2 protein-coding genes and 3 tRNA genes are annotated in these 3,672 nt (G+C 64.2%); 4 read left to right on the forward strand and 1 reads right to left on the reverse strand.

Features of this window, described 5'->3' with window-relative positions; genetic code table 11:
* Positions 1–34 precede the first annotated feature (34 nt).
* Entirely contained in the window at positions 35–1,030 is a 996-nt protein-coding gene (locus BO1_RS48285) for a patatin-like phospholipase family protein (protein WP_084688849.1), read from the reverse strand.
* Between the two features lie 544 nt (positions 1,031–1,574).
* Between BO1_RS48285 and gltX the strand changes: the two genes are divergently transcribed.
* The 4 genes from gltX (at position 1,575) to BO1_RS48305 (ending at position 3,617) form a co-directional block, all read left to right on the forward strand.
* Positions 1,575–2,996: a glutamate--tRNA ligase gene (gene gltX / locus BO1_RS48290; RefSeq protein WP_028223708.1), complete on the forward strand. Its 1,422-nt coding sequence runs from the start codon at positions 1,575–1,577 to the stop codon at positions 2,994–2,996.
* A 251-nt stretch (positions 2,997–3,247) separates the two neighbouring features.
* Positions 3,248–3,323, forward strand: a tRNA-Ala gene (locus BO1_RS48295).
* Positions 3,324–3,378: 55 nt separating this feature from the next.
* Positions 3,379–3,454 (forward strand) — tRNA-Glu (locus tag BO1_RS48300).
* Positions 3,455–3,540: 86 nt separating this feature from the next.
* Positions 3,541–3,617: transfer RNA gene (locus BO1_RS48305), tRNA-Asp, on the forward strand.
* Positions 3,618–3,672: the final 55 nt, after the last annotated feature.

A 3,672-nucleotide genomic window follows, 5' to 3' on the forward strand; every position in this document is an offset into this window, starting at 1 on the left:
TGGGATGGCCGCTCGGGCCATCGCCCCGGTTATCTCAGACTGCCGCCGTGCGCGCCGCGGCGAGCTTGCGCTCGAGCTCGGGAAAGATCTTCGCCGCCGCTTCCTCGCCTGCGAGTATTGCGGCGTTGCGCTGCGTGAAGTCGCTGCTCGCCATCGCGTTGAGATTCGGCCGGATCACGAGGTCGGCGTATTTTTCGAGCTCGTAGTTCTTGATCGACTGACCCATGATCGTGAAGGTCTGCATCAGCACGTCGAACTGGCTCTGCGTGGGCGCCGTTTCGGGGCGTGCCGAAATATCCACGGCAATCACGAAGTCGGCGCCCATCTTGCGCGCGAACGAGGCGGGCACCGGGCTCACTAGGCCGCCGTCCACGTACTCGTGGCCCGCGATCTTCACCGGCTCGAAGATCGACGGAATGCTGCACGAGGCACGCACGGCAATGCCCGTGTTGCCGCGCTGGAACAGGATCGGCTGGCCGGTGTGCAGATCGGTCGAGACCACGCCGAGCGGCTTGGCCATCTTTTCGATCGGCCGGTCGCGCAGCGTCGTGTTCAGGAAGTTCTGCAGCGCCACGCCTTGCAGAATGCCGCGGTTGCGAAACGGCATGGCCCAGTCGCTGATCGATGCTTCATCCATCGTCAGCGCGAGCTTGTTGAGCGCGAAGCCATTCATGCCCGAGGCGTAGAGTGCCGCGACCACCGAGCCCGCGCTCGTGCCCGTGATCAAGTCGACCTGCACGTTGCGCGCCTCGAGTCCCTTGATCACGCCGATATGCGCGAATCCGCGCGCGGCGCCGCCGCCGAGCGCGAGGCCCACGCGGATCGGGCGCGGCGTTTTGGCGAGCGGCGGCGGGGCGACTGTGGCGCCCTTGTTTTCGGCCGTCTGCGTGCCCGCGGTCGTGCAGGCGGCGAGGACGGTGGAGGCGGCCGCGAGCGAGAAGTGGCGGCGGCTCAATGAAAGCGGCGAAGGATTGCGGTCCTGCTGCGTGTCCGGATTCAGATCCGGCTTCGAACTGGGTTTCAAGCACATTCTCCAGGCGGCGCGTGCGAAGGCGAATCTCGTGTGGCGAGCGCACCGCGTTTATTCTTGCGACCCGCGACTGCGGGTGCGCGGCGCGGGCGAGGGCGCCAGCGCGCCGACATGATAAGGCAAAGCCGTGCGCGCTCACGCTTCGTGCGTGTAACGCGATGTGTCGGTCACGCTCGATGCGATGAATCGACACCACGAAACGGCAACGAATCGATAACGCGACGCCAACGCAACGCCAACACAACGGCGACGATTCGCCACGCGGCGCGCACCGCACGCGTTTGCGCCCACGCCCGCGCGCGGCCGAACCGGCGCGCGGCGGGTATAATCCCGTCTCTAATTTTCCCGGTTTTCCGTTCGCGTTTTGCGCTTGCCGCGCCGCGCTGTGCCGTGCTTCTCCCGAGCCGGCATCGCCAGGGCACAAGGCAAGTGCTGCGAACCTTCGCCGTCCGCCGTCGACCGTATTCGCCTGCCGCGCCGTGCGCATCGTTGATGCCGCGGCGCCGGCCGGTCGCCGGACGGCACCGTCCTCGAGTATTCGCCCATGACCACGACCCCCGTCCGTACCCGCTTTGCGCCGAGCCCGACCGGCTTCATCCACCTCGGCAACATCCGTTCCGCGCTCTACCCGTGGGCGTTCGCGCGCCACAACAAGGGCGCCTTCGTGCTGCGGATCGAGGACACCGACCTCGAGCGCTCGACCTCCGAAGCGGTCGACGCGATCCTCGAAGGCATGCAGTGGCTCGGTCTCGATTTCGACGAAGGTCCGTTCTACCAGATGCAGCGCATGGACCGGTATCGCGAAGTGCTCAAAGAGATGCAGGACAAGGGCCTCGTGTACCCGTGCTACATGTCGACCGAGGAACTCGATGCGTTGCGCGAGCGTCAGCGCGAGGCCGGCGAAAAGCCGCGCTACGACGGCACGTGGCGCCCCGAGCCGGGCAAGGTGCTGCCGACGCCCCCCGAAGGCGTGCAGCCGGTGCTGCGCTTCCGTAACCCGCTCACGGGCGTGGTTGCATGGGACGACGCCGTGAAGGGCCGCGTGGAGATCTCGAACGAGGAACTCGACGATCTCGTGATCGCACGCCCGGACGGCACGCCGACCTACAACTTCTGCGTCGTGGTCGACGACATCGACATGAAGATCACGCACGTGATTCGCGGCGACGACCACGTGAACAACACGCCGCGCCAGATCAACATCCTGCGCGCGCTGGGCGCGGAGCCGCCGGTCTACGGGCACCTGCCGACCGTGCTCAACGAGCAGGGCGAGAAGATGAGCAAGCGTCACGGCGCCATGAGCGTGATGGGCTATCGCGACGCCGGCTACCTGCCGGAAGCGGTGCTGAACTACCTCGCGCGTCTGGGCTGGTCGCACGGCGACGCGGAAGTGTTCTCGCGCGAGCAGTTCGTCGAGTGGTTCGACCTCGACCATCTGGGCAAGTCGCCGGCGCAGTACGACCACAACAAGCTCAACTGGCTCAACAACCACTACCTGAAGGAAGTCGACAACGCGCGCCTCGCCGAGCTCTCGAAGCCGTTCTTCGCGGCGCTGGGCGTGGACGAAGCGGCGCTCGCGAAGGGGCCGGCGCTCGACGGCGTGGTGGCGCTGTTCAAGGACCGCGCCACGACGATCAAGGAGATCGCCGAGAGCGCCATGATGTTCTATCGCGAGCCGCAGCCTGAAGCGGACGCGCTCGCGCAGCACGTGACCGACGCGGTGCGTCCGGCACTCGCCGATCTCGCGAGCGCGCTCAAGGGCGCGGAGTGGACGAAGGAAGCCATCTCGGCCGCCTTCAAGACGACGCTGGGCGCGCACAAGCTGAAGATGCCGCAGCTTGCGATGCCGGTGCGCCTGTTCGTGGCGGGCACGACGCACACGCCGGCGATCGACGCGGTGCTCACGCTGTTCGGCCGCGATACGGTCGTGAGCCGCATCGAGCAGGGCCTCGCGAAGGGTGCCTGAGAAGGGGCTCCGGGAAGCACGCGTAAAAATATTTGAAGAATTTTTCGCTCTGGCACTAGCGCGAGGGCGAGAGTTCTTGTAGTATTCGGGCTCCGTTGAATACGGAGCGCGAAACAGCAGCAAGTTTCACGCAAAGAGCGGTTGAATCGAGCAACGATGTTTCGCAGAAACGTCGAAGCGATGAAAAAAAGATTCAAAACGCTCTTGACGAAAGCGAAATTGATGTTTAAAATCTCGCTTCTGTTCTGCAAGGGGGTATAGCTCAGCTGGGAGAGCGCTTGCATGGCATGCAAGAGGTCAGCGGTTCGATCCCGCTTACCTCCACCAACAGAACAGCGTAGTGTGCGGTAAAGTGTAGCAAGGCATTATCTGAAAAGATCATGTCCCCTTCGTCTAGAGGCCTAGGACATCACCCTTTCACGGTGAGTACAGGGGTTCGAATCCCCTAGGGGACGCCAGACATAGGCGTCGTCGATCAGATCGTAATGATATCGGCGAAGCAGCAGGTGGGAATCAACCGACGCCCATCTGTGTATGTCGAACTGGAGCGGTAGTTCAGTTGGTTAGAATACCGGCCTGTCACGCCGGGGGTCGCGGGTTCGAGTCCCGTCCGCTCCGCCAGATAGAAGCCCGTTCAGAAACCTTGAGCGGGCTTTTTAGTTGAAGTTATAGGCGT

The sequence above is a fragment of the Paraburkholderia oxyphila NBRC 105797 genome, from assembly GCF_000685075.1.
Lineage (GTDB): Bacteria > Pseudomonadota > Gammaproteobacteria > Burkholderiales > Burkholderiaceae > Paraburkholderia > Paraburkholderia oxyphila.